This is a genomic window from Rhodospirillaceae bacterium, assembly GCA_018660465.1.
Lineage (GTDB): Bacteria > Pseudomonadota > Alphaproteobacteria > Rhodospirillales > JABJKH01 > JABJKH01.
Genome location: JABJKH010000001.1, coordinates 1 through 23,766 on the forward strand (window position 1 = coordinate 1; position 23,766 = coordinate 23,766).

The window sequence follows — 23,766 nt, forward strand, 5'->3', positions numbered from 1 at the left end:
CAAGAATTACGTGAAACACTACGGGAGTTGAGTAAGAACCATACAATTATTATCGTGACTCACAGTCCGATCCTATTGGCCGCGAGCCAAGACCTTGTTGCCTTGGATAAGGGGCGGGTCGCGCTTATCGGCGGGGCGGAAGATATTCTGCCCAAATTGTTTGGAAAGGGTATAAAGTCTGAGAGTAAGACAGCCGGGGACAAAAATGCAGAGGCTAAACCAGCTGCTAAGGGAAAGTCGGCCACACCTAAGCCAGCGCCCACTAAACCAACAGCAGTACCGCAGCAACAGCAGCAACAACCACAGCAACAACCGCAGCAACAACCGCAGCAACGGCCTCAGCGACAGCCCCAGGCCCAACAACAACCACAGCAACAACGACAAGCACAGCCGCAACCCGCGCCAAGACCTACACCGCAAGCGGTTCAGCAACCTCGGGCAAGACAGCCGGCTCGCGACCCTGCCGCTGCAGTTGTTGGCGCATCGCCAGCAAAACGCTCCGTTGTTAGACGACCGCAAGCTCAACAAGCCGTTCGATCAACCACAACCCCACCAAAAAAGTGAGTGAGAAGCCATGTTAGACCAAAGCCCTCACGATGATATCGATTTCAACAAGGGGCCTGAAATCGGCAAGAATCCACTAGATGACTTGTTGATTCACCACCCGATCCCGAGTTGGCGGATCGTGGCGTGGCCAGTTATGATTATGTTAGGGCTATTCCTTGGATGGGCCAACTTTGCAGAATTGGATGAGGTCGCGATTGCGACGGGGGAGGTTATACCGCAAGGCAAGGTAAAGCTGATCCAGCACTTGGAAGGCGGCATTATCGAAGAGATATTTGTTAAAGAGGGTACGGTGGTGAAGGAGGGCGCTCCGCTGGTTCAATTGAACCTGGCCAGTAGTGGCGTTAATCGTGAAGAATTGGTTGTTCGGCTGGATGGACAGTTGCTCGTGCGCGCACGTTTGGAGGCCGAGGCAAATGGCAAGAAACTTGTATTTCCGAAAGATGTTGCAGCGCGCCGACCAGGGCAGGCCGCAGCTCAGCGCCGTGCCTACGATGCACGCAAGCGGGAGATTGCCTCTACGGTTAGGGTCGCTCAGACGCAGGTTAGTCAGCGCCGATCAGAACTTGAGGAAGTGCAGTCGAGGGCGCGTGCAATCACCCAAAACCTTAAACTCGCAAACGAACGGCTTAAGCTGTCCAAGTCTTTGTTAGAAAAGGGGTTGATCCCTAAAATTGAATTTTTGCAATTGGAAGCTGAACTTGAAAACCTAAAGGGTGATCAAAAGGGACTTGCCCCCAGCCTTGCTCGTGCCCGTGGCGCTGTGAATGAGGCTAATGCTCGGATTAGAGAGACTAGAGAACGCAGTAAGCGCGAATCTGAAGAAGAATTAGTGAAAACAGAGCAAGCCCTTGGCCGTATTAAAGAACTGTTGACCGAAGCAACAGAGCAGGGCTCTCGGTCGCAGATCAAAAGCCCCATCGCCGGGATCGTCAAAAACATGCGATATAATACCATTGGCGGTGTCGTGAAGCCAGGCGAGGCGATTATGGAAGTTGTTCCTACAGGTGGCGACTTGGTTGTCGAAGCGAAATTGGATCCGGGTGATCGTGCCTACGTGCGTGAAGGCCAAAGGGTTGTGGTCAAACTATCGGCCTATGACTATGCCCGATACGGGGGACTAGAAGGGATCGTTAACAACGTCGCCCCTGATTCCAATACCAACGAAGAAGGTAAACCGTATTTCCCGATTACGATTAAGCCGGAAAAAGTATACCTGGGGGACCGACCCGGTGATTTCCCGGTTATGCCGGGGATGCAGGCGACAGTGGACATTCATACCGGGTCTCGTTCTGTGATGGAATTCCTTATTAGGCCGGTGCTTAAACTGCGTGCCGAAGCCTTCCGTGAACGCTAGAGTTTGATTTTCATGGCTTGTTTTGGTTAATTTTGAACAGTCAAATTCGGAGAAATTATTGTAAGCATTTAAAAAATATTAATAATTTTTGGTGTAAGGGTTAATATAGTAAGGCAAATCGGGTTTTGGAAATCCGATTCTGTTTCATGGTAAACATGTCATGGCGGGAACTATAAAAACAGAAGTGAGTTGGGTGAAAAATGACCACAGTACTTGGTTTAGTTTTAGCGCTTAGTTTGTTTGTTGGGTCAGTTCTAACGCAAACTGATAACTGGGCGATTTTTTTAAGTGGCTCCAGTGTGGTCATCGTGCTGGGGGGTACCTTGACGGCGGCGTTCGTTTCGTACGAACCCCGGTACGTCATTTTGTCGCTCAAGCTTATTGGTAAATTGGTGTTTGCGGCTAAGATTGGTCGTGGAGTTCTAAAAGCTGAGGTCGGACGGGTGATCCGTTGGGCCTATACCGTCCAAAAAAGCGGTATTCCGGCGCTGGAAGCTGAAGCCAAAAAATCGGTGAAAGGCGACAAATTCCTGCGCTTTGGAATCGAAATGGTCATCAGTGGTTATACCGGAGATGAAGTTCGTAATATTCTTGCGACTACCATCGACACGACCTTCGGCCGCAATACTATTCAGGTGTATATCCTCAATTATATGGGCGGGGCCTGCCCGGCATTTGGTATGGTTGGAACCTTGATCGGGTTGATTATCATGCTCGATAATATGGGTGGCGATCCGGCGGCATTGGGGGCCGGCTTGGCGGTCGCCTTATTGACAACGCTTTATGGGGTATTATTCGCACGATTGATTTTCTTGCCGGCGGGAGCGAAAATTATGCAGCGTGAACAGATTGTTCGGTTTAGGAACAACATGGTTGCTGAAGGCTTGGTCCTTCTTGCAGATCGTAAAAGCCCGCGCTTTATTCAAGATAAAATGAACAGCTATCTTGATCCTGCGCTTCACTTCAACATTGATAAGATGAAGACATAACCTAGGGATCGGCTCATGGCAGACGAACAAATCGCGGAAGACGAATCCTGGATGGCCACATATGCGGATGCGATCACTCTTTTGATGGCGTTTTTCGTGATGATGCTGACCTTTGCCAAATATGACATGCCGGCCTACGAGGCGGCGGTAAACGCCATCAAGTCGAATATCAGTGGTGAGGAAGCAGGTCCCACCACGACCGAACAAATGCAGACGGATTTGTTGGATGTCGTCTATAACGTAGAAGGTGGCCAAGAGGCCATGAACGTTGCGACGGATGACAAAGGAATCGTCATCGAACTTGCCAGCAAGGCCTTCTACAGACCAGGCTCAGCCACCATTAAGAAAGACGCGGAAGCCCTCCTCAAGGATATGGGGGAGATGCTGAAGGCACCCAAATACAACTTTTACCGCATTGATGTGGAAGGTCATACAGACGACGACCCCATCAGCACGCGACAATTCCCGTCCAACTGGGAACTTTCTGGCGCGCGGGCAACAGGGGTGGTTCGTTTTCTAGTTGAAATGGGGATCGATTCTCGACGTTTGCAGGCGACAGCCTTTGCCGAGACTCAGCCAAAGATGCCGAACCGGGATGAGAATAAAAATCCCATTCGGGCGAATCAAGAAGTGAACAGGCGGGTTATTGTACGGGTTTATCCGATGGACTTTGGGGACCGTAAAAAATTCGAAGGATCAGTTAAAATAGAAGTAGAATCTGATTCTGAAGAGGGACAGGGCGGTGATCAAGGCAATGCGGTTACCGCACCACAACAGCAAGCACCAGCCGCCCAACAGCAGCAGCAGTAAGTAGCGAGAGCACTTTTGCGGCTCGGAAAAGCGACCGAAAGCCGCGCCTCCCCACGCCCTCGTAGGGTCGGAATGTGCTCTAGCGGCAGGACTTCTCGTTTACAATTTTGGCAAAATTAGCACCCAGAGGCAGTACGGGAGCGTAAGTATTGGCACCAACGCTGATGTTCGCCAGTTTTCGTCCGCCCTTGTCGAAGCGCCGCTCTATAACTGCTTTGCGGCATGTTGCACACGTATTCACCATGACCATACCGATTTTATCGTGCTTAATTAATCTTAGGCATTGTTGCGGTTCGACTTTATTTTCTTCTTTCGGTGTTTCCAAAGACTGCGCGGCGGCGCACGTGAGTTCGCTGGAAATACGCGTGACCCCAGGCCCGCGAAAAGAAAGCGTTGTCGATTGATTGGCGCCAATGGTGATGTCTCGAAGCGCACCTTCTGGCCGTCCTGGCCGGGTTCGTTTGATTTGAACCACAAGGCAACTGCGACATCTATTAACAAGCTGTTCCCGTCCGGATTTTTTTATAATTCGGACACAACTCACCTTAACCGGTAAGAGCTTTTTTTCAAACCAGGACAAGGCTTCACTCTGTCCTAACGTAAGCGCCGAAGCGGCGTGTGGAATGATCAAGAAGCTAGAAAATAAGACGATGGTGGTCAGGATACGCATGGCCAATAGTTTAAAGCCAAAGAGTTAAAGGTTGGTAAGGCTCGACCTCACTCAATATCCTTCCGAAAGGGAGAGCCCTCGGCCAAATAACGCATTTCTTCCTCGATTTCCTTTTTTTCTTGGCCGAGGAAGTTTTCAACCGCCCTTGAGAAGCCTTCATTTCCAATCCAGTGGGCACTGTAGGTTTCACGGGGGAGGTAACCGCGCTGAATTTTATGAGGCCCTTGCGCACCGGCTTCGACCCATTTGAGACCGCGTTCTATGGCAAAATCGATGGCACGGTAATAGCAGGCTTCAAAATGCAGGAATTTATAGTCTTCAATTGATCCCCAATAACGCCCAAACAAGGTATCGTCACCAATCAGATTGAGGGCACCGCCGACATAGGTGCCGTCTGCCACGGCCAGAACCAGAGCAACACGGTCGCCCATACGTTCCCCTAGAAGTGAAAAGAATCTGCGTGTCAGATAGCGTTGTCCCCATTTCCGGTCGGTGGTGTCCCGGTAGAAGCGGAAAAAGGCGTCCCAGTGCTCTTCTGTGAGGTCGTTGCCAGTTACGACTTTAATCTCTACCCCACTTTCAGCAACAGAGCGCCGTTCCTTGCGGATGGCTTTTCGTTTGCGGGAAGTCAGATCACCAAGGAAATCATCGAACGTCGTATAGCCCCTATTTTCCCAATGAAACTGCCGACTGACACGTTGCAGCATGCCGTTGTCGGCGCAGCGCTTAAATTGCTCAGGGGTTAGGAAATTGATGTGGAGGGACGAAAGATCGAGCTTTTGCGCCAACTGGATCATGCCGCGAATTAAGACATTTGCCAAATCAGAGTCGGCGTCTGGATGGATCAGCAGACGCGGGCCACTTGCCGGAGTAAAAGGCACAGCGCAAAGCAATTTTGGATAATATTCCCCACCTGCTCGATGATAGGCATCTGCCCAAGCCCAATCGAAGATGTATTCGCCATGGGAATGGGTTTTTAGGTACAAGGGGGCGGCTGCGATCAGGGCGCCATCTTCATCCTCGATCACCAAGTGCTGCGGCACCCAGCCTTCTTCGGCAGAGGCTGAGCCACTGTCTTCCAGGGCTGACAGAAAGGCGTGGCTCAGGAAAGGATTTGTGGGCCCAGCGCACGCGTCCCATTGATCGACCGCGATGTCATTGATCGCGGGGATGACTTTTATGGTTGTGGGTTCGCGACCGTCAGGCACTCAACGCTCCAGATATCAAACTAACGTAGAAGGTCATTCTATCTCGAATATGCCGTCGATTTCCACCAGGGTATCAACGGGGAGCGCTGCGGCCCCGACGGCAAATCTGGCGTGCTGCCCCTTATCGCCAAAAACGTCCGCCATGAGGTCGGATGCGCCGTTGATGACAAGAGGGTGTTTTTTAAATTCTGGCTTGCAGGCTACAAAGCCTCCCAGCTTAACGACCCGCCGCACCCGATCCAGATCCCCACCGCAGGCCTCTTTAACCTGTGCGATCAAGTTTAGACCGCAAATGCGGGCTGCTTGATATCCATCTTCAAGAGTTCGATTGTCACCAACGATGCCGGTGTGTTTTATCTCACCATTCCAAGCGGTGATTTGCCCAGAGACGAATACCAAGCTGCCGGAAACAACGTAGGGGACGTAGTTTGCAGCCGGTGCTGCTGGGTTGGGAAGTTCAAGGTCCAATTCGATCAGACGCTGATCGATCACTCCTGTCACGGTTTCTAAACCTTAATCGAGGTTTTAGCGTGAGGTGCCAAACACACTGTTTTTGAATTTAAATCGGCAAGGGCTTGTTTCGCTGTTTCAAATTTTGCGTCGATGTCTTCATCTGTCTGGTCAGGATCATGGTGAAACAGGCACAGGGTTTTAACATTCGCGTCATGGGCGAGATTCACAACTTCGGAAATGGCTGAATGGCCCCACCCGACCTTTGAGGTGTATTCTGCATCGGTGAAGGTTGAATCCGTAATTAAAATATCCGCTCCTTCGACAAAGCGAGTCAGCTTGCGGACGTAGGAGGGATCGTAGAATTCATCGTCTTCGTGGAACAGTTCGTTGTCGGTGACGTAACAGATTGACCTATCATCATACTCCACCCGATAGCCTAAACAGTACCCCGGATGGCTGAGCTGCATGGTCTTGATCGTGATGTCGTCGATTTCAAAGGTTTCTTCCTTCAAATCAACAAAACTAAGGCTGGAGGCGAATTCTTGGATGGTGATGGGGAAGTATACCCCGTCCATTTGCGCCGAAATCATCTGTTCCATGGTTAAGTCACCGTGGGATGATCCATAAATTTCAAATACATTTCCTTGAATATAAAGCGGCACAAAAAATGGAATGGCGTTGATGTGATCCCAATGCGGATGGGAAATGAACATCTTCGCATTCACTCGCTTCTTGGCGTTGGCCATTAATTTGTCAGATAGAGATTTTATCCCGGTACCGCCATCAAAAATGAAGAACTGGCCTTTCGGAAATTCCATAGTTACGCACGATGTATGCCCACCGTACTTAAGGCTGTTTTCGCCGGGCACAGGCAATGTGCCGCGGACGCCCCAAAAAGTCACATCAACTTCATCCTCCAAAATGCGGTTAATTTCCGGCATGAAGGTGTTGGCTTTTATGGGCTTACGAATAAAACCGTTTGCTCCAAATTCAAGCGACCGTTTGTGATCGTATTCATAAGCCTTGCTGGTGATGATAAAAATTTTACTGTCATCCAGGGCCTTATGGCTGCGGAGTTCTTTGCACAGTTCAAGGCCATCCATACCCGGCATCATCAGGTTGGTCGTAATGCAGTCCGGCTTTTGTGAAATGATCTCAGGCAGGGCGGCGGCATTATCAGTTCCAGAGGTCACCTTGTGACCTTCTGACTCCAACAGTTCTCGAATGAAGTCGAGCGTGTCCGGGTCTTCGTCAATTATATAAAAATGTAATTTCTTTTTAGTCTTCGCCACGTACGCACCCCAAAACCCTACCGGAACGAATTATCGATCCGGTATCTCTACAGCGTAATAATTCCAGCCCCAATGCATAACACTATATTTGACCGTCCCAGGCCAAGGTGTGATCATCATCACAGATTAGCATTATTTTTACCATGCTAATAGCTCACACCTTAATTGTCAGTAAATGAAGGTACGGGAAAACGGAGTATATTCATACTCTTATGTACGAATTAGAGCAGAAAAATAGCGCACCCCGGATGATCATCGACTGACCGGGATGCGCTTTAAGTTTCCCAGGGAGGGTTCCCTGCATGGAATTCGGTCTAATTAGGCCATGTGCTGCCGTCTTAAGAGCAGCCACTGGTGGCACCGCAGGTCATGCATTTCATGCATGTCCCGTTGCGTGTCAGCGTGAAATTTCCGCACTCGCCACATGAATCACCTTCATAGCCTTTGAGCCTGGCCTCTCTCACCTGATCAAGTCGGTTATCAGTTTTGACCATGACGGCAGGTTCTACCGCTAGGAGCGTTTCGCCAACATTGCCAACGGCCGCTTGCAGGTCGCCGGCGCCCTCAGAAACCGCTTGTGCGCCAACACTTTTCGCGACGACGGCTTGCTGTTTGTCATTATCTCCGCCTGACCCATTAATAACCAGGAACCGGTTGCGAACATAGCCTTTGCTGGTGAGACGCTCCGCTTTTTTCAGAACATTTTCATCCTGCTGGCCATCTTCTTCTACACCTTTGCCCAAGTTGTCAGTCAACGTTTCCTTGGGTTCAACATGGGCCAGGTCATTGCGGCCAAGGTAAGATACAGCCAACTCCCGGAAGATATAGTCGAGGATCGACGTCGCCATTTTGATCGTATCATTGCCTTCGACAATCCCGCTCGGTTCAAACCGGGTGAAGGTAAAGGCCTCAACATATTCATCCAACGGCACACCGTACTGCAGGCCGATGGAAATCGCGATGGCGAAGTTATTCATCAAACTGCGGAAGGCAGCACCTTCTTTGTGCATATCAATAAAGATTTCACCGATTTGGCCGTCTTCATATTCGCCAGACCGCAAATAGACCTTATGCCCGCCAACGATGGCTTTTTGGGTGTAGCCCTTCCGGCGATGAGGAAGGAACTTACGTTCTGTGACAGCACGCTCGATTATCCGTTCGGCGAAGACCTGGGCTTGGACTTGCGCCGGTTGCTCCATGATATCGTCTTCCATGTCATCAAGATCATCGTCATCCAGAAGCGAGGAACTCAATGGCTGAGACAGCTTCGAGCCGTCCCGATACAGCGCGTTTGCCTTCAGGCCCATCTGCCAAGACAACATGTAGGCCTCTTTGCAGTCCTCTACCGTTGCCGTGCTGGCCATGTTGATGGTTTTGGAAATGGCTCCGGTGATGAAGGGTTGTGCCGCCGCCATCATTTTGATGTGGCTTTCCATGCTTAAGAAGCGTTTGCCAATCCGTCCGCAGGGGTTGGCGCAATCGAATACCGGCAGATGCGCGTCGGCCAGGTCAGGTGCCCCCTCTAATGTCATGGCACCGCACACGTAGGTGTTGGTTTCGTTGATCGCTTCCTTGCTGAAGCCGAGTTCCCTCAGCATATCAAACGACATGTCATCGAGTTTTTCTGCCGCAATTCCTAGGGTTTCGGTGCAGAATTCTTCACCTAATGTCCACTTGTTGAAAGCAAATTTAATATCAAAGGCTTCGCCGAGGCCTGTTTCGATCTTTTTTAGAATCTCATCCGTAAAACCTTTTTTACGCAGGGTGTCATGGTTGATTTCTGGGGCGCCGACCAGGGTTCCGTGGCCTTCCGCATAGCGAATTATGCCTTCGATTTGGTCCTCTGTATAACCTTGACGTTTCAAAGCCTTCGGCACGATGCGGTTGATGATTTTGAAATATCCGCCGCCAGCCAGCTTCTTGAATTTTACCAAGGCAAAATCCGGCTCAATCCCTGTGGTGTCACAGTCCATGACCAGCGCGATCGTACCGGTTGGTGCAATGACGGAGACCTGTGCGTTTCGAAAGCCATGTTCGCTGCCCATTTCCAGGGCCTGATTCCAGGAGTCACGCGCGGCACCTAATAAGGCTTTGTCAGGGCAGTCGCCAGCTTTAAGGGCGACAGGTTCAATCGACAATCCTTCGTACCCATCAGTGTCTCCCATCGCGGCACGACGGTGATTACGAATAACCCTAAGCATCGAGTCACGGTTTTCATCGTAACGCGGGAAGGTCCCTAGTTGCTCAGCCATTTCCGCTGACGTCGCGTAGGCAACGCCGGTCATGAGCGCCGTAATCGCGCCACAGAGACCCCGGGCTTCGTCCGAATCATAGGCGATTCCACAGGCCATAAGGTAGCCACCAATGTTCGCGTATCCAAGTCCTAACGTCCTGAAATCATACGATAATTGAGCGATCTTGGGGGCTGGGAACTGAGCCATCAAAACTGAAATTTCGAGGGTGATGGTCCACAACCGAACCGCATGAGTGAACATATCAATTTCAAACGACGCATCATCTTCGTTCAGGTATGTCATCAGGTTTAGCGACGCCAAATTACACGCCGTGTCATCCAGGAACATATATTCAGAACATGGGTTGGAGGCGTTAATCCGGCCGCTTTCCGGGCAGGTGTGCCAATCGTTGATGGTGGTGTCGAACTGCATTCCGGGGTCGGCACAAGCCCACGCCGCATAGCCGACTTTTTCCCACAAATCGCGGGCGCGGACGGTCTCTTGAACCTCGCCATCGGTACGCCGGATCAAGTTCCAGTCCTCGTCGTTCAGGACCTTCTCAAGAAATTCGTTCGAGACTCGAATGCTGTTGTTGGAATTTTGGCCTGAGACGGTGACGTAGGCTTCTGAATCCCAATCTGTATTAAGCACAGGGAATTCGATCTCGTTATAACCCTGGCGTGCAAACTCGATGACCCGTTGAACGTAGTTTTCCGGGATCATCGCCTTACGGGCGGCAATGACGGCTTTTTTCAAGGCTTTGTTCTTGCGGGGGTTATAACGGTCCGAATCGTCCTTGCCGAATTCCTCACACTCGGTGCAGGCCGCTATGACCTCGTTCAGGTGCTTGTTAGCAAGGGTGGTGCCGGCAACGAGGGCAGCGACCTTTTGTTCTTCGGAGACTTTCCAATCGATAAATTCTTCGATATCCGGATGATCTATATCAACCGTCACCATTTTAGCGGCGCGTCGGGTCGTACCGCCTGACTTAATCGCACCCGCTGCCCGGTCGCCGATTTTAAGAAAACTCATCAGACCGGAAGAGCGTCCGCCCCCAGAAAGGTTTTCATTGGCACCCCGAAGCTTAGAAAAATTCGAACCCGTTCCGGAACCGTACTTAAACAAGCGCGCTTCACGCACCCACAGGTCCATAATGCCGCCATCGTTGACCAAGTCATCTTCCACGCCTTGGATGAAGCACGCATGTGGTTGCGGGTGTTCGTAAGACGAATTCGATTCGGTTAATTCACCTGTTTTGTAATCGACATAAGAATGGCCCTGCGAAGGTCCATCAATGCCATACGCCCATTGCAGGCCGGTGTTGAACCACTGCGGCGAGTTTGGCGCGCCTGCTTGGCTGCAGAGGATAAAACGCATTTCGTCGAAGTATGCCTGGGCATCTTCTTCGGAATCGAAATGACCGCCTTTCCAGCCCCAATAGGTCCACGTTCCAGCGATCCGATCAAAGGTTTGCTTGGCACTTGTTTCTCCACCGTAACGGTCCTCTTCGGGAAGGTCGGCGAGGGCGTCTTCGTCTGCGGTCTGTCGCGACAACCAGTCAGGGATATCTTGCTCAGCGACCGGTTTTAGCCGTGCCGGAACACCAGCTTTACGAAAATACTTCTGTGCTAAGACATCACAAGCAACCTGCGACCAAGCCGCCGGTACTTCCATCGATTCTAACTGAAAGACAATTGATCCATCGGGATTCTTAATCTCGCTGGATGCCGTGATGAAGTCGATCTCCGCGTATGGTGATTCCCCAGATTTGGTAAAGTGCCGCGATATCCGCATTTTTAGCCCCCTTGTGACTCCTCGCCCAACTACCGAAACGGCTCCCAACCGTACGGACGTCAGGAATTCATTTGTTTTTACGTGAGCCCCCAGGCCCCCCACGGGGTTGGTCTTAGCGTTATAGTGGTGTGCGAACGCCACTATATAACGTGTGTCCCTCTCCGCGTCGCAACAACATCTTGCGTGTTTTGGTTATACGATGAGTCTTTGAATTTTTCAATTAAAAAATCAATATTTTGTGTTTAAGTAAAATTTTTTATACACGATCTAGTACTTAAGGTTTCTCAAGCATCTCCATCGTACCAGTCGGTATCCTTGAGAAAGGTCTATTTCTAACGGGTGTATACTTGTAATAATTAATTAAAAACAATATGTTATAAGCAATAATTAATGTTATTTGTAAGAAATGGCTATTACTTTATGCGGTGAATTTGCGATTGATTAATTGTTCGGTCTGAAGTCGCAATATCCAGCATCGGGCTAGACGAAGGCGGGAACTAGTGCCATATTTGTTGCGGTTAAAATTCTCAGGCAGGGACCGATGTTCAATATAGGTACGCTTCTCTATACCTGGTTTAACGGTAAATTGTGTGGGACCGATGAATTCGGTAACCGCTATTACTTTGCCAAAGGTGATAAGCTTCGTGGCAAGGAGCGCCGCTGGGTTATCTTCAAGGGAGATGTGGAAGCATCCAAGGTGCCGCCGGAATGGCATGCATGGCTGCATCACACAACAGACGTTCCGCTGACTGAAAGTGCTGCTCAGGCCAAGGCTTGGCAAAAGCCGCATGAGCCAAACTTGACGGGCACAGTTGGCGCCTATCGCCCCAGTGGCCACGATGTTCTGGGCGGGCAGCATGCCCCATCGTCCGGGGATTATGAACCCTGGTCACCGTCTTAAATAACGTTTTCCCCTAAAGGATATATGCCATGACACATGACGCGCGAGAGGTGTTGGTTGGGGTGTTGGCGATTCTTGGGGTCGGTATTTTATTGGCTTTTGTCGCAGGCGGTAAACCAGTTGCGGCCACTGCAACGGCGACGGATTACACCCTTCAAGCCACGTTTAATAAGGTGGATGGCTTGCTGCCAGGTGCGGAAGTTCGCATGGGCGGCATTCGAGTAGGTTCCGTTGAAAATTACAAACTGGACCCGACCTATCGGGCACTGATGACGATTCGGATCAAAACTTCGGTTCAGCTACCCTCCGATTCGTCGATTGGTATTCATACAGATGGCTTGTTCGGCTCTAAATTTGTCGTGTTGGAGCCTGGTGGGGAAGAAGAATTTCTGAAGCCGGGATCGGAAATTGAATACACCCAAGATCCAATGATTGTGAGCGACCTGTTGGAGTTAATCATTGGGCAAGGCCGAACCGCTCGGGATAAACGTATCGCCCAAAAGAAAGCTGAAAAGGCCGCCACTACGGGCGCCAAAGGGGATAAATAACATGAGCCATAATGCAATCGAAACTGTGCTGGGGGGCGTTGTCGTAATCGTCGCGGGTATGTTTGTTTCTTTCGCCTACGAGACCGCCCAGGTCAAAGTGGTTAAGGGAAACGAATTATGCGCTAGTTTCCTTAAAATTGGGGGCTTGGATAAGGGCAGCGATGTCCGCGTGAACGGTATCAAAGTCGGCACCGTGACCAGTCTTCATCTTGATACGGAGTCCTACGAGGCGGTCACGTGTATGAATATTCAACCTGACATCAAGCTGCCCGTCGATTCGGAAGCAGCGATTGGCAGCGAGGGTGTGCTCGGCGGCAAATACATCAGACTAACTCCAGGGGTTAAAAAGGCCTTTATTCCCGCAGGCGGTAAAATTACCAAAACCACAGATTTCCGGTCGCTTGAGGACCAAGTGGGGGAAATTATCTTCCTAGCCACCGGCGGCGACGAGAAGAAGGAAGGCGGCAGTGGTGGCGGGCTCTAGTCCTCGATTCACAGTCAGTTGATACGTTCCAATACCAGATTATTGAGTTTAAAACGGCTGCAGACTTTGGTGGCAGTGCTGATCCTCAGTGTGCCTTCGCTCTCATTGGCTGAAACATTCAATGTTGCGCTGTTGCAAGGCATGGACAAGGTCACCGCGCGCGTCACGACAATTCAGGCCCCCATTGGGCAGGTCATCAAGTTCGGTACTCTCGAAATCATCGCTCGGACCTGCGACAAACGGCCGCCGGAGGAACCACCCGAAAGCGCCGCATTCTTAGATATCTGGGAGGTCCGCGAAGGTGCCGCAGCAACGAGCCTCTATCGCGGCTGGATGTTCGCTTCCAGCCCTGCTTTGTCGGCGATGGAGCACCCGGTCTATGATGTATGGGTATTAGATTGTGTTCCCGGGCAGGAGGTCGCACCGGAACCCACCGCTAACTAAGCTTTAGAAGCCAGCGTAAAAACCTCTTCCAATCTGAAATTCAACTCGTCTTTGGACAGCACCGCGCTAAATTCCGCCTTTTGGTTGAGTGCTTCCTCTAAGAATTCTAAATACTGCCGTGCCGGAACTTCTATCGCGCCGAAGCGTTTTAAGTGGTCGGTTACGAACTGGGTATCCAGCAACTGATAGCCGCCTTGTTTCATCCGCGCCACCAAGTGGACAAGGGCGACTTTGCTGGCGTCGGTCTTACGAGAAAACATGCTCTCGCCGAAGAACGCAGCTCCCATTGAGACGCCATAAAGCCCGCCGACCAGTTTACCTTCCTGCCAAGTCTCCACCGAATGGGCAAAGCCGTATTCGTGCAGTTCGGTGTAGGCATGGATGATATCGTCATTGATCCAGGTTTCCGTCCGGGTTTCCGATTGTTCCGCGCAGCAGCGCATGACCCGCTCGAACGCTGTGTCGCAGGTCACCTCAAAGGCCCCAGTCCGGATTTTTTTTCTGAGGGACTTTGAGACGTGGAAGGTCTCCAACGGAATAATACCGCGAATTTCTGGATCAACCCAAAATACAGTCGGGTCGTCTTGGCTTTCCGCCATGGGAAAGATGCCCATGGAATAGGCGCGGAGCAGAAGTTGAGGGCTCAGTTGAGTTTCAGGGTTTTTGGGTCGGCTCACGGGGGCTCTCCCAGGTCAATCGTTAGAGTTAAGACCGACGAATTCTTCCAACCAATGTATATCGTAATCGCCATTGATGAATTCTGGTGCCGCCATCAGGCGTTGATGGAGGGGGATGGTGGTCTCTAAGCCATCAATGACATATTCATCCAGCGCCCGGCGCAGCCGCATCAGGCATTCATTACGATTGGCCCCGTGTACGATCAGCTTGGCAATCATACTGTCGTAGTGCGGTGGCACGGTGTAGCCCGAATAAAGCGCAGAATCGACCCTAACGCCGAGGCCGCCAGGGGCGTGGTAATCGCCAATTTTTCCAGGCGATGGGATGAAGGTTTCAGGGTGTTCCGCATTTATTCGGCATTCAATGGCGTGGCCTGAGAAATTTAGGTCCTCTTGGGTGTAGCCCAAGGGAGCGCCCGCCGCGATTCGCACCATTTCGCGAACGATGTCCAGGCCACAGACCATTTCCGTGATTGGGTGTTCGACTTGCAGGCGGGTGTTCATCTCGATGAAATAGAACGCATCATTTTCGTACAGAAATTCGATGGTGCCGGCGCTGCGGTAGCCGAACTTCGCCACGGCCTCCGCGGCGATTTTACCAATTTCATTGCGTTGGTTATCGTTTAGGGCCGGGGAGGGGGCTTCTTCCAACAGCTTCTGATGGCGGCGTTGTAGAGAACAATCCCGCTCACCCAGGTGCACGACATTGCCGAAGTTGTCGGCCAGGACCTGGATTTCGATATGCCGTGGTTGTCCGAGGAATTTCTCAAGGTAAACCTCAGCATTGCCAAACGCCGTCGCCGCCTCAGTTCCAGCTTGGCGAATTGCGCTCGGTAGAGCCTCTGCATTTTCCGCAAGCTTCATGCCGCGCCCGCCGCCACCGGCTGAGGCCTTGATCAGGACCGGGTAGCCTATTTCCTCGGCGATACGTAGCGCTTCATCAATATCATCCACCGGCCCATCAGAGCCTGGAACGACAGGAATGCCGGCTTCCTTGACGATGCGCTTGGCGGTGATCTTGTCGCCCATCTGGCGGATGTGGTCGGGCGAGGGTCCAATGAAGGTAAAGCCGTGTTCCTCGACCATGGCCGCAAAGTCGGCGTTTTCCGACAAAAACCCATACCCCGGATGAATGGCGTCTGCGTTGGAAATGGTTGCCGCCGATAAAATAGCCGGAACATTTAGGTAGCTTTCAGTGGCAGCTGGCGGGCCGATGCAAACGCTTTCGTCAGCCAGGCGCACATGCATGGCGTTGGTGTCCGCCGTGGAATGCACGGCAACGGTCTTAATGCCCATTTCCTTGCAGGCACGTAGGATACGAAGCGCGATTTCGCCGCGATTTGCAATGAGGACCTTTTCGAACATAAAGCGGCTCGACCTATTCGATGATCAGCAGCGGTTCGCCGAATTCAACCGGATCGCCGTTGCTAATCAATATCTGCGATATTTTGCCCCCTTTGGGCGCCTTGATTGGGTTGAACACCTTCATGGCTTCGATCAGGACCAGGGTTTCACCCTCAGCCACAGAATCGCCGACACTCACAAACGGCGGCGCGTCGGGCTCGTCGGACACATAGACAGTCCCGACCATTGGGGAGGCAACGACGCCGGGGTGGTTGGCGATGGTTTCTGCCGGTTTTGGTGTATCTGCGACGGGGGCAGAGACCGGTGCAGCGGCAGGAGCAGGTGCGGAAACGACAGTCCCTCCCGGCGTGCCTTTGGCCACGCGGACATGCCAATCCTCGCCACTGTATTCGATTTCGGAGAGGTCCTTTTCGTGCAGAAGGTCGGCGAGGGTGCGCACGATGTCCGCATCGATTTCCGGTGTTCCCTTAGATTTAGCCATGCCGTTTTAACCCGTTCTAAGTTTCTTTGATTATTCTTGCAGCAGCGTCTATCGCCATTTCGTAGCCGAATCCACCGAATCCGCAGATCATGCCCCGAGCCGCTTTCGAGACATAGGAAGAATGCCTGAATTCTTCGCGCTGATGGATGTTTGAAAGATGGACCTCAATTACCGGCACATCGCAACTTAACAACGCATCCAGAATCGCAACTGAGGTATGAGTGTAGGCTCCGGCATTCAAAATGATACACGCGGCCTGTCCTCTAGCCTGTTGAATCCAATCAACAATTTCGCCTTCAGTGTTGGATTGGCGAAAGTCGATTCCAAGCCCGAGAGCACTCGCTCGCGCCCCACACGCAGCCTCAATATCGGCTAGAGTTTCATTGCCATAATGCTCCGGCTCGCGAGTCCCCAGCAAGTTCAAGTTCGGGCCGTTCAATATTAAAACTGTGTCAGTCATGGCGTCTTCGACGTTAGTTGCGCTGCTACCGGTTTATAATACTGGTGTGAGATTGGGTAGCAAAGACTTTGCGTGCGGTTAATGCCCATCTACTCACTCCAGCGTCGTGATGTAGGGTGAATGCGCACGCACATTTTCATCGACGTGGTAGCGCATGTTAACAGGTGGCGAGGCGCGTTGTATGCAGTCTAACCGCTCGCAAGTCCGACAACTGACGCCGATTTCGTGAAATCGGTCGCGTCGTTCCAAATCTAAGTCGTCCGAATAGACGAACTCACTGGCGTGTCGGAGTTCACAACCAAGCCCAATCGACAAAAACCGATGCGGCATGCCAAAGCCAACACTGGCCTTACGCACGGTCCGCGCAATGCAGAAATAAGCTGTGCCATCGGGAATTTGCGAGACCTGTGCCTGGATCACCCCTGGGTTCAAGAAGGCCGCATAGACATTCCAACGCACGCAGGCGCCGCCATGACGGGGAATCGGCAGCCCGGATAAACTAAAGCGCTTCGAATTGTTACCGGCGATATCCACCCGCAACATGTGCAGCGGCACACCTTTGGCGCCGGGTTTGTTCAGCGTCGTCATACGGTGGCAAACCTGCTCGAAACTTGCACCGTAACGGTGTTGCAGGAGTTCGATATCGTACCGTGCCGATTTAACCGCTTCCAGAAATGGCGTGTATGGAATAACCAGGGCGGCGGCGAAGTAATTTGCCAGGGCAACCCGACCAAGTGCGCGGGTTCGCTTGTCTCTGACACGATTTTCGTCAAGCAACACCTCAATTGCTTGGCTCGACGACAGCAGGCCGATTTGGTGCGCCAATTGGAAGGCGCGACTGTCTGGGCTTAGACGTTCGGAAATTTCCAGTATGCCCCGCTCAGCATTGAACCGGCGCTGAAATCCTGCTGGACCATCAGGTGCCGCCACTGTGACACGAACGTCGTAGGTGTTTTGCAGGTACTGAGAAAAGCTTTCGGTGTCATCCGCACCTGGTCTGGTTACCTCGACGATTTTTTCGTTGATCCGCTCTGCTGCATCTTCCAGCGCCTGAAAATAATTGTTATTGGTCTGTAATATATCGGAAATCTGCTCGGCTGGCGGCAGGCTGTTCGATGTCTCAGGCATTACTGTATCGGCCACCTCAGCTGACAGACTGCGTGCATCCATTACAGCCGAATGATAGGCGTCATAAAGCTTCAACAACGCTTTGGCACCGTTTGGGCTGGCGGTCACCATTTCCCGAATATCGATGTTGGTAAGATCGAGTTCTTCGAAGAGATCGTTACTGAGAACTTCCATAACGTCAGCATTGAGTTGGCTTTCATCGTCGTCCGCCAAATCAGTCAACGCCATATCAAAGATTTCAGCCAAGCGCAGTAACAGGTTCACCGTAATCCGCCGCCGGTTGTGTTCGATTAAATTCAAGTAGCTGGCACTGACCTCAAGACGCTCGGCAAGGGCCGCCTGGCTCAAATTCTTATCGCGTCTCAACCGCCGTATTTTGGCACCTATTTTTGGCGCTGTGCTGTTTCTCTTTTGACGTTTCGACTCAGCCATTTGAGGGCCTCCTCAAGAGTAAATTTTTTACTGAGTAATTTTACAACATTTACAATTTGAAAACAATTTACTTATTTTTTCAGATGAGTTGTCATGCTGGAAACGGGTTGTCGAGAAAAATTATATGCCATACTTCTTATACATATACCGGGGAAATAACGATTTTTGAGGGCCGATAAGTCGGATATCGAAAAATTCTTGTCCACGGGGTAGGCGTTAAAACTAACTTTTTGAAAAGGATTAACTAAATGTCCGACAATATTCTCATTCTTGGTGCCTCTTACGGTTCTCTTCTTGCGACCAAACTCTTAATGGCCGGGCACAACGTTACCCTCGTTTGCAGATCAGATACGGCAAAACTAATCAATGCTGAAGGCACGGAGGTGCGGGTAAAATTGAAGGGTGAGGATACCCATCGCGCCATTTTCTCCCGCGATTTACCAGGAAAACTCGACGCCCGGGTTCCTCAAGATGTTGACGCCGGAGCTTATGACCTCGTCGGCCTTGCGATGCAGGAACCACAGTACATCGCCCATTCTCTCCGAACATTATTGGTACGCATTGCGGAGGAACGAATTCCCTGTTTATCGATCATGAACATGCCGCCGATTCCGTTTTTAAAACGAATTCCTGGGTTTGATACCACAGGTTTGGAGCGCAGTTTCACCGATGCCCGTATTTGGGACCGGTTTGATCCGGACTTGGTAACGCTGTGTAGCCCGGACCCACAGGCCTATCGTCTGCCGGATGAAACGCCTAATAAACTACTGGTTGGGTTACCGACAAATTTCCGGGCAGCGGCATTTGGTACACCGGAAGCAAACGAGTTGTTGAATCGCTTGGCGGCTGACATTGCTGACGTACGCCTTGATGGTAAGGACGTTCCAGTCAAGCTGCGGGTCTTCGAGTCACTTTTTATTCCACTGTCAAAGTGGAGCATGCTGCTAACGGGTAACTATCGTTGCATCACCCCCGGAAATGCAATTGCAATCAACGAGGCGGTGCATGGCGATTTGGCCCTATCTCGGGAGATTTACGAATATGTTGAAGCTCTGGTTCGGCGGTTGGGTGCCGATCCTGCCGATCAAGTGCCGTTCGAAAAATATGCCGCAGCCGCGGAGAATTTGCTTAAACCATCGTCAAACGCGCGTGCCGTTGAGTCGGGAGCCCCGATTGTTGAACGTGTCGATATGCTGATCCAACTCGTCGGTCGGAGCTTGGGTATGGCAAATTCCAACGTTGATCAGATCGTCGCGACTATCGACCGAAAAATGGCTCAGAATCAACGTTGGACGGCCTGATCTCTACTCGCGATGTTTTAATTTTATTTTGGAGTTATCTTTAGCAGAGTTCCAATGTCGTTGATCGAGTGGATATGCTTAATCTGCTCGAGCAGCGCCGCCGTCTTAGAACGGCCAAGGATTGGCGTGACGCAATCGGTAAACTTGGCGTCTCTTTCTTGTGCACTCATCGGCCAGACGCGAGATCCAGGAACGCGATCTTCACGCACCTCAAACTGGTCGTTTTTGGTGGTTACGGTGATGTCGTTATAGCCAGCTATTCCTGAATAAAAATTCTCGTCTGGAATATAAATACGGCGGACTCGTTGCATAAGTTTGCGGGCCTCTGGTCGTTGCACCATGGCATCGGTGAAGGTCGCCATCTTCAGCGTCCCCTCCAGCAGCAACGCCGCGACAATATATTCGATGCTGAATTTTCCCTCTAGCCCGGTTTGCGGGTCAGTGCTGAGCAGTGACGCATCGCCGCCCGGCAGGAATGCTATGGATACCTCCGTCACGTTATCCGCATTTATTTCGTGTTGTCCCCTAAGGTCAACGAGGGTCGCAATGGTGCGATGCCCGGAGTAGCAGCACGGCCATTGCTTGACGCAGTTTCCAGGGGAGACAACAGCCCAAGGATGGCAGAGGCTTGCGACAACGTACTCAATTGGTTCGCCATCGCCACCGGCGTAGACATCTATAACGCTTCCGGCGTCATCAAAAATGGTCCCGTCGGCAGTGAGTCCTTTTTCTGCAAGTCCCGCTGCCGTGACACCTGTTTGCGCGGCGCGACCAATATGAAATGGCTTCGTCATTGTGCCAAAGTTTCTGGCGAGACCGCTGACCTCAGAGCCGGCTATCCCCCAGGCGCGGGCAACACCCTCTGCATCAAGTCCGGATAAACGTGCAGCGGCGGTCGTTGCAGCGATCGTCCCGACGGTCGCAGTTGGATGCCAGCCGTGGCGTTGATGCCCGGGACCAAATGCACGTCCAACAACGCTCGCCAGTTCCAGGCCGATTGCGTAGGCGGCCAATACTTCGCGCCCGGAAGATCCTAAAACCTCGCCCATGGTCAGCACGGTTGGCACTAAACAAGCGCTTATGTGTCCTCGGCCGCCGGGATGGCTGTCGTCGAAATCAAGCGCATGGGCGCTAATACCGTTGGCGAAAGCAGCGTCTGCGGCAGAACCGCCAAGCCCGCGACCCCAAATCGTCGCACGGGACGGTGCGCCGGTTTCAGCCACCCATGAAGCCGCAATATCAGCAACGGGCTCACCCGACCCCGCGAACGCGACACCAAGCGTATCAATAACCGCATCCCTGGCCGCGTCATAGACCTCATCAGGGATGTCATCGAGAGACTGATCCGCGACGAATTCAGCGAGGCGCTCGGTGAGCATTAGATTAGGCGCTTTTCTCAGCGACGGCTGAAGCACCTGCGGCCTCACCCGCGATCCGACCAAATACAGTGCCGGAAACCAGACCCGTTCCCGCCGGATAGTTGAAATAGAAGATACCGCCGACCATTTCACCGGCTGTGTACAGGCCGGGAATCTGGTGCAAATGGACATCAAGTACTTGGCCGGTCTCTGCAACCGTCCGCAATCCGCCGAAGGTGAAGGTAATGCCACAGGTTACCGCATAGGCCTCAAACGGCGGCGTATCGAGCACGATTGCCCAGTTCGATTTTGCCGGTTCAATGCCGACGGTGCTGCGGCCATCCTTGATCGAGTGATCAAAGGGGACGTCTTTCTTAATTGAGTCGTTATATTCGCGCACCGTCTTGAGGAAGCCATCTGGGTTGACCCCATCTAGTTTCTCGGCAAGTTCCTCCAACGAATTCGCGACCATGCGGGTCACGTTCTTATCGCCATATTCAGGACGCAACAGGGCCGCCCCCTTGGCATCAAACACTTGGTAGGCGAATTGGTCCGGTTGCTTGAGTACTTCAGCGCCATACTTTGCATAGGTGTAGTTGTAGAATTCTATGCCTTCGTCAACGAAGCGCTTGCCGTCCGCATTGACCATGATCGAGAGCGGGAAGCTGTGTCGGTATGAGCTTTCGCGAATATTGAGATCACCGTATTCCGGCGCATACCTTTCCCACGAAACCGCATGCCGACCAGACCAATTGCCGAAGGGACAAGCCCCAATATCAAGCGCCATGCGTAAGCCATCGCCCACGTTGAAGCGCGATCCGCGGACCTTGGCCACATCCCAGCCGGGCCCAAGATAACGCGTGCGCCACTCGGTGTTGGCTTCGAAACCGCCACAGGCGAGAACGACACGCTTGGCTAAAAATTCCCGCGACCCTTCAGGCGTGTTGGCCTTAATACCGCAGACTTTGTTGTCATCTTGAATAAGGGAAACAGCGCGGGTCTCGTAAAAAATATCGACGCCTTTTTTTATGGCTGACTCTGTAAGGTCTTTGACCAGTCCAGGGCCACCGCCGACCATCCACATCGGCATCCGGCCAAAGAAATGACGCTTGCCGTCAACAACGGCGGACTGATGGCGGTAGTTGGGGACGAAGTGAGCGCCTTGTTCGCGCAGCCAGACCATTGTTTCCAGGCTACGTGTGACCAGAATTTCACTTAATTCAGGATCGGTGCGGAAGCTCGTGACGCGGAATAGATCATCGTAGAATTCATCGACGGTGTTGCTCTCCCAGTCGGTATCTTTGAGTTCGTCTTCGGTTAGGTCACATAGTTTCTTGAGGTCTTCGACGCCGTCATAGGCAAAGCGCATGACTCCGCCGGCAAAACTACTATTTCCGCCAGACTCCTCTTGAGGAGCAGCTTCCAGCATCGCGACGCTTGCCCCTTGGTTGACTGCTGCATGTGCCGCACAAAGCGCCGCATTGCCCTTACCTACCACCAGGACATCCCAGGCTGCGGATGTCGGTCCTGAATTCGTGACGTCGTTCATGCTTTATAATTCCATTCCAGATTTAGCTATTATTTGATTGGCCTTATGTGAGGGGAGGCTGTCCTGATGGACCTTAACCGCCAATCGCAGAAAAGCACCCGATAACCGGAGAATGTCTCGAACGCCTCATTCTCCTCATCAAAAACGATCTTATCCGTTAATTGCGCGCCGCCCTTGGACCGGATAGCGACCCCATGTATGGCCTGGGGTTGCGGGGTGGCCCGGGGCTACCAAGGTGTTCACGAACGCTTCATCCTCTGCCGTGAAGTCGTGTTTGATGGCATTCACGGAAGCCCGCCAGTGGCCCATTGTTCTGGGGCCGCCGATGACGCTGGTGACCAATTGGTTGTTGAGAAGCCAATTTACGGCGAAATCTGATGGGGTCATGTTGCGTTTTGCGATGTACTTTTTGATCTTCTCGACCACTTGGAACGATTCCTTTTGGAAGTCTCGACTGAGGATCGACGGATCACCGCGTCCAGCGCGTGAATTGGAAGGCGCATCTTTTCCGAATGCGTATTTACCGGTGAGCACGCCACGGGCTAAGGCCGAGTAGGGGGTGACGCCGATGCCATAATATTCGCAGGCTGGCAGAAGATCGGCCTCTACCTGACGATTGACCATGTTATAGAGGGGCTGGGCGATGATGGGGCGTGGGCAGCCCAGTCTGTCGCACAAATGCGCCAGCTCACCGATCTGCCAGGCACGGTGATTGGAGAACCCCCAATACTGTGCTTTACCTGAGGCGATGATCTCACCCATCGCGGAAATGCTTTCTTCCAGGGGGGTCGCCCAGTCGACATGGTGCATGTAATAGATATCCACGTAATCAGTGCCGAGCCGTGTCAGGCTGTTATCGATGGCTTCCATCATCCATTTTTTGGAAAGTCCCATCTTGCGTTCCGGAGGGCCGTCTTGTTGACCGACTTTCGTCGCAAGAACCCAATCGGCACGGTCCTTTTTGATCAGTTTGCCGGTAATTACTTCGGCTTTTCCACCAACATAGGCATCGGCAGAATCAATAAAATTGACGCCTTTATCGCGTGCAAAATTGACCATTTGACGGGCGGTCGCCTCGCTTGTCGTGGCACCGAAGTTCATCGAGCCGAGACTGATGGCGGAAACGCGTAAACCACTATTACCAAGATATCGATATTCCAATTTTAAATCCCCCTTGAATTGACTATTGCGACCTTAACTAATTCAACACGCAATTGATAGCGCGAGTTTTGCACGCCCTTGAGGCGGCATAAATATCAGTTTACGC

The 23,766-nt window shown here is 52.0% G+C and carries 22 protein-coding genes; 8 read left to right on the forward strand and 14 right to left on the reverse strand.

Going from position 1 to position 23,766, the window contains the following annotated elements:
- Positions 1 to 262: 262 nt before the first annotated feature.
- Positions 263 to 406, reverse strand: a complete 144-nt coding sequence (locus tag HOM51_00005) for a hypothetical protein (GenBank protein ID MBT5032873.1) — start codon at positions 404 to 406, stop codon at positions 263 to 265.
- A gap of 168 nt (positions 407 to 574) precedes the next feature.
- On the opposite strand from HOM51_00005, the gene HOM51_00010 reads away from it, so the two are divergent.
- From HOM51_00010 to HOM51_00020, 3 genes are all read left to right on the forward strand, one after another.
- The gene (locus tag HOM51_00010; GenBank protein MBT5032874.1) at positions 575 to 1,921 is read left to right on the forward strand and encodes an HlyD family type I secretion periplasmic adaptor subunit; all 1,347 of its coding nucleotides are present in this window, start codon (positions 575 to 577) and stop codon (positions 1,919 to 1,921) included.
- 200 nt (positions 1,922 to 2,121) lie between these two features.
- Entirely contained in the window at positions 2,122 to 2,910 is a 789-nt protein-coding gene (locus HOM51_00015; GenBank protein MBT5032875.1) for a flagellar motor protein MotA, read from the forward strand.
- A gap of 15 nt (positions 2,911 to 2,925) precedes the next feature.
- Positions 2,926 to 3,720, forward strand: coding sequence for an OmpA family protein (locus HOM51_00020; protein MBT5032876.1), 795 nt, complete (start codon positions 2,926 to 2,928; stop codon positions 3,718 to 3,720).
- A gap of 79 nt (positions 3,721 to 3,799) precedes the next feature.
- Here the strand turns inward: HOM51_00020 and HOM51_00025 are convergent, their stop codons facing one another.
- The 5 genes from HOM51_00025 to HOM51_00045 all read right to left on the reverse strand — a co-directional run bounded on the left by HOM51_00025 (position 3,800) and on the right by HOM51_00045 (position 11,371).
- On the reverse strand, positions 3,800 to 4,390 hold the full coding sequence (locus HOM51_00025) for a hypothetical protein (GenBank protein MBT5032877.1): 591 nt from the start codon (positions 4,388 to 4,390) through the stop codon (positions 3,800 to 3,802).
- A 47-nt stretch (positions 4,391 to 4,437) separates the two neighbouring features.
- Positions 4,438 to 5,598 (reverse strand): N-acetyltransferase, encoded by a 1,161-nt coding sequence (locus HOM51_00030; GenBank protein MBT5032878.1) that lies wholly within the window; start codon positions 5,596 to 5,598, stop codon positions 4,438 to 4,440.
- 33 nt (positions 5,599 to 5,631) lie between these two features.
- On the reverse strand, positions 5,632 to 6,099 hold the full coding sequence (locus HOM51_00035; protein MBT5032879.1) for a RidA family protein: 468 nt from the start codon (positions 6,097 to 6,099) through the stop codon (positions 5,632 to 5,634).
- A 5-nt stretch (positions 6,100 to 6,104) separates the two neighbouring features.
- On the reverse strand, positions 6,105 to 7,343 hold the full coding sequence (locus HOM51_00040; GenBank protein MBT5032880.1) for a response regulator: 1,239 nt from the start codon (positions 7,341 to 7,343) through the stop codon (positions 6,105 to 6,107).
- 338 nt (positions 7,344 to 7,681) lie between these two features.
- On the reverse strand, positions 7,682 to 11,371 hold the full coding sequence (locus HOM51_00045; protein MBT5032881.1) for a vitamin B12-dependent ribonucleotide reductase: 3,690 nt from the start codon (positions 11,369 to 11,371) through the stop codon (positions 7,682 to 7,684).
- Positions 11,372 to 11,912: 541 nt separating this feature from the next.
- Here HOM51_00045 and HOM51_00050 point away from each other — a divergent pair.
- The 4 genes from HOM51_00050 (at position 11,913) to HOM51_00065 (ending at position 13,748) form a co-directional block, all read left to right on the forward strand.
- Entirely contained in the window at positions 11,913 to 12,272 is a 360-nt protein-coding gene (locus HOM51_00050) for an NADH:ubiquinone oxidoreductase subunit NDUFA12 (GenBank protein ID MBT5032882.1), read from the forward strand.
- Positions 12,273 to 12,301: 29 nt separating this feature from the next.
- Positions 12,302 to 12,820 (forward strand): MCE family protein, encoded by a 519-nt coding sequence (locus HOM51_00055; GenBank protein MBT5032883.1) that lies wholly within the window; start codon positions 12,302 to 12,304, stop codon positions 12,818 to 12,820.
- 1 nt (position 12,821) lies between these two features.
- On the forward strand, positions 12,822 to 13,304 hold the full coding sequence (locus tag HOM51_00060; GenBank protein ID MBT5032884.1) for an MCE family protein: 483 nt from the start codon (positions 12,822 to 12,824) through the stop codon (positions 13,302 to 13,304).
- 141 nt (positions 13,305 to 13,445) lie between these two features.
- Positions 13,446 to 13,748, forward strand: a complete 303-nt coding sequence (locus tag HOM51_00065) for a DUF2155 domain-containing protein (GenBank protein ID MBT5032885.1) — start codon at positions 13,446 to 13,448, stop codon at positions 13,746 to 13,748.
- On the opposite strand, the gene HOM51_00070 is transcribed toward HOM51_00065, so the two are convergent.
- The 5 genes from HOM51_00070 to HOM51_00090 all read right to left on the reverse strand — a co-directional run bounded on the left by HOM51_00070 (position 13,745) and on the right by HOM51_00090 (position 18,291).
- Positions 13,745 to 14,425: a leucyl/phenylalanyl-tRNA--protein transferase gene (locus HOM51_00070; protein MBT5032886.1), complete on the reverse strand. Its 681-nt coding sequence runs from the start codon at positions 14,423 to 14,425 to the stop codon at positions 13,745 to 13,747. The two genes, HOM51_00065 and HOM51_00070, sit on opposite strands and share 4 nt — an antisense overlap.
- Before the next feature lie 15 nt (positions 14,426 to 14,440).
- Positions 14,441 to 15,790 (reverse strand): acetyl-CoA carboxylase biotin carboxylase subunit, encoded by a 1,350-nt coding sequence (gene accC, locus HOM51_00075; protein MBT5032887.1) that lies wholly within the window; start codon positions 15,788 to 15,790, stop codon positions 14,441 to 14,443.
- Between the two features lie 13 nt (positions 15,791 to 15,803).
- Positions 15,804 to 16,271, reverse strand: coding sequence for an acetyl-CoA carboxylase biotin carboxyl carrier protein (accB, locus tag HOM51_00080; protein ID MBT5032888.1), 468 nt, complete (start codon positions 16,269 to 16,271; stop codon positions 15,804 to 15,806).
- A gap of 16 nt (positions 16,272 to 16,287) precedes the next feature.
- A complete protein-coding gene (gene aroQ / locus HOM51_00085) occupies positions 16,288 to 16,731 on the reverse strand; it encodes a type II 3-dehydroquinate dehydratase (protein MBT5032889.1) in 444 nt (147 codons plus the stop codon).
- Between the two features lie 93 nt (positions 16,732 to 16,824).
- Entirely contained in the window at positions 16,825 to 18,291 is a 1,467-nt protein-coding gene (locus HOM51_00090; protein MBT5032890.1) for a DUF2083 domain-containing protein, read from the reverse strand.
- Positions 18,292 to 18,539: 248 nt separating this feature from the next.
- On the opposite strand from HOM51_00090, the gene HOM51_00095 reads away from it, so the two are divergent.
- Complete coding sequence (locus HOM51_00095) at positions 18,540 to 19,592, forward strand: hypothetical protein (protein ID MBT5032891.1); 1,053 nt, start codon at positions 18,540 to 18,542, stop codon at positions 19,590 to 19,592.
- Between the two features lie 23 nt (positions 19,593 to 19,615).
- Here HOM51_00095 and HOM51_00100 read toward each other — a convergent pair whose 3' ends face one another.
- From HOM51_00100 to HOM51_00110, 3 genes are all read right to left on the reverse strand, one after another.
- On the reverse strand, positions 19,616 to 21,007 hold the full coding sequence (locus HOM51_00100; GenBank protein MBT5032892.1) for an MmgE/PrpD family protein: 1,392 nt from the start codon (positions 21,005 to 21,007) through the stop codon (positions 19,616 to 19,618).
- The gene (tcuA, locus tag HOM51_00105; GenBank protein MBT5032893.1) at positions 20,976 to 22,499 is read right to left on the reverse strand and encodes an FAD-dependent tricarballylate dehydrogenase TcuA; all 1,524 of its coding nucleotides are present in this window, start codon (positions 22,497 to 22,499) and stop codon (positions 20,976 to 20,978) included. Before tcuA ends, HOM51_00100 begins: the two co-directional genes overlap by 32 nt.
- 150 nt (positions 22,500 to 22,649) lie before the next feature.
- Positions 22,650 to 23,660 (reverse strand): aldo/keto reductase, encoded by a 1,011-nt coding sequence (locus tag HOM51_00110; protein ID MBT5032894.1) that lies wholly within the window; start codon positions 23,658 to 23,660, stop codon positions 22,650 to 22,652.
- Between the last annotated feature and the right edge of the window lie 106 nt (positions 23,661 to 23,766).